We start from the raw sequence: 2,684 nt of genomic DNA, 5'->3' as shown, positions 1-2,684 counted from the left end.
GGGCCGCGCCCGCCACGCCGCCCCCGCCCTGTCCGGCGGCGTCGGCGAGCCGGCGGGCGCCGGTGGCCACGGAGGCGGCGCCGGTGGAGACCTGCTGCGCGCCCTCGGCCAGGGCGCCGACCTGCGCGCCCACCCGCTGCGCGGCGGCGGCGAGGTCCTGCTGCGCCAGCGCCGCGCGCACCTGCTCCAGGCGCTGCACGGCGGCGGCCAGCTGCGCGTCGCCGGGGTTCGCGGCGGCCAGCGCGCGGGCGCGCTCCAGCAGCCCGTCCAGCGCCGGGCCCAGGTCGCCGGCGGAGGCGGCGAGCTCGTCGAGGCGGTCGGCGACCTGCGCGAGCTGCCCGGTGCCGGCGGCGACCTGCGCGGCGCCGGTGGAGACGGCCCGCGCGCCGTCGGCGAGCTGGCTGGTCCGCGCGGGCAGCGCGCCGGTGGCGCCGCGCAGCTGCTCCAGGCCCGCGCTGAGGGAGGCCGCGCCGGAGGCGGCGCCGTCGGCGCCGGCGGCCAGCTGCGCGGTGCCGCCGGCGAGGTCGGCGGCGCCCGAGCGCAGGGTGCCGGTGCCGTCGGCGAGCCGGGCGGCGCCGGTGCCCAGGTCGCCCAGGCCCACCACGAGCTGGCGGGCGCCGTCGTCGGCGCGCTGCGCGCCGGTGGTGAGCTGGTCGGCGCCGTCGGCGGCGCGCCCCAGGGAGTCGTGCACGGAGGTGAACGCCACGTAGACGTCCTCCAGGTAGTCCTGGGTCGCCGAGGAGCTCACCCGCGTGCGGATGGAGGTGGTCACGGTGTTGGCGACCTGGCCGAGGATGTAGTTCTCGGCGTCGTCGGTGGTCACGCTCAGGCGCGCCCGCTGCGGGTCGTCGCCGCCGGCGGAGGCCAGCGCGGCGGAGAAGCCCTCGGGCACCCGCAGCACGGCGGCGTAGGTGCCGTCCTCCAGGCCGCGCCGCGCCTCCTCCTCCGAGGCCTCCTCCCACGCGAAGCCGGCGGCGGCGTCCGGCCCGGTGAGGCTCTGCACGAGGTCCGCGCCGGCGTCCAGGGTGCGCGGTGCGCCGTCGGCGCCGGTGACGGCGGCGGGCCGGTCGGCGTCCACGACGGCCGCGCGCAGGTCCCCCAGCTCGCCGACGGGGTCGTGGTTGGCCGACAGGTACAGCCCGCCGTAGATCAGCGGCACGACCACGACGGTGAGCAGCGCCAGGCGGGTGATGACGGCGCGGCGGAAGCGGGCCAGCTCCAGGCCGGGCAGGGAGAAGCGGGGCAGGCGGGCGCGGCGCGGAGCGGTGCGCGGGGCGGGCATCAGGCGTCCTGGAGGTCGGTGAGGAGGGTGTCGGCGTCGGCGCCGCGGGGCAGGTCGGGGTCGTCGGTGCAGGTGGCGACGACGGTGAGCGGCTCGGCGGAGGTGCGGCGCAGCGCGGTCAGCGCGTGCCAGGCGCGGCGGCGGTCCTCGGCGCGGCGCAGGGCGTCCACGTCGTCGACGAGCAGCAGCTCGGGGCGGCCGACGAGGGCGAGCACGACGCCCAGGACCGCGCGCTCCAGGGGGTCGACGTCGCTGACGAACTCGCGCCGGTGCAGGGCGGGCACGGCCGCGCCGGCCTGGGCGGTCGCGCCGAGGGCGTGCTCGACGCGGTCGAGCTGCTCGTCGACCTGGGCGCGGCTGGCCCAGGGCCGCCACCACGGCTGGTGCAGCACGACGCGCTCGGCGACGTGCTGCTCGACGGTGAGGGCGTCGTCGAGGTCGTTGACGCCGCGGACCTCCCCGAGGGCGGCGCGCCGGCGCACCGCGCGCGCCTGCGCGGGCAGCTCGTGGCCCAGGACCCGCAGGGTGCCGCCGGTGGGGCGCATGCGCCCGGCCAGGGTCAGCAGCAGGGAGGTCTTGCCGCTGCCGGCGCCGCCGCGCACGACGAGCATGGAGCCGGTGGGCACGGCGAGGTCCACGCCGGAGAAGACGGTGCGCCCGCCGCTGCGCAGCGACAGGTCCTGGGCGCGCACGGCGAGCTCCACGTGCCGGCCGCTCACCGCGCACCGCCCGCGGGGGTGGTGGCCGCGTCCAGGGGCGCGGAGAACGCCTCGACGACGGCGGTGACCAGCCGCACCTCGAAGGCGCGCGCCCCGCCGGCGCCGGCCTCGGCGCCCGGTGCGGCGCCCGGTGCGGCGCCCGGTGCGGCGCCCGGTGCGGTGGCGCCCTCGTGGGCGGCCAGGACGGCGCGGGCCAGCTCGTCGGTGCCGGTGGTGGCGCGCCGGCCGGCGCGGGCCAGGCCCTCGGCGAGCAGGGGTGCCAGCTGGGCCAGGAGCCGGTCGCGGGCGGTGCTCAGGACCTGTGCGGCGGCGGGGTTGCGCAGCGCCTGGGCGGAGAACTCCGCGCGCACGGCCAGCCACTGGGGGTCCACGGGCAGCAGGTCCAGGACGCGGGCGACGACCTCGGGCAGCCCGGCGGGGGCGTCGGCGCCGGCGAGGCGCTCCTGCACGTGCTCCAGCACGCGCGCGGCCTGCTGGGCGAACAGGGCCGCCACGACGTCGTCCATGCTCTGGAAGTTGGAGTAGAAGGCGCCGCGGGTGAAGCCGGCGCGCTCGCAGACGCCCTCGACGCTGCTGCGGGCCAGGCCCTGCTCGGCGAGCAGCTCCAGGGCGGCGCGGAGCAGGCGCGCGCGGGTCTGCTCGCGGCGGCGGGTGGTGCGGGCCCCGGCGGGGCGGGCGGCCCC

At 80.4% G+C, this 2,684-nt stretch carries 3 protein-coding genes; all 3 read right to left on the bottom strand.

Features of this window, described 5'->3' with window-relative positions; all coding sequences use genetic code 11:
* The coding region (locus tag GTR00_RS18475; protein ID WP_205706161.1) for a YhgE/Pip family protein at positions 1-1,282 on the bottom strand (1,282 nt) is incomplete at its 3' end.
* A complete protein-coding gene (locus GTR00_RS18470; protein ID WP_166613034.1) occupies positions 1,282-2,001 on the bottom strand; it encodes an ABC transporter ATP-binding protein in 720 nt (239 codons plus the stop codon). The genes GTR00_RS18470 and GTR00_RS18475, both read right to left, overlap by 1 nt.
* Positions 1,998-2,684, bottom strand: a 687-nt coding sequence (locus tag GTR00_RS18465) for a TetR/AcrR family transcriptional regulator (protein WP_166613033.1), incomplete at its 5' end; no start/stop codon positions are given. The genes GTR00_RS18470 and GTR00_RS18465, both read right to left, overlap by 4 nt.

Source organism: Kineococcus indalonis, from assembly GCF_009906395.1.
GTDB lineage: Bacteria > Actinomycetota > Actinomycetes > Actinomycetales > Kineococcaceae > Kineococcus > Kineococcus indalonis.
This window is presented reverse-complemented; position numbering and strand designations above follow the sequence as displayed.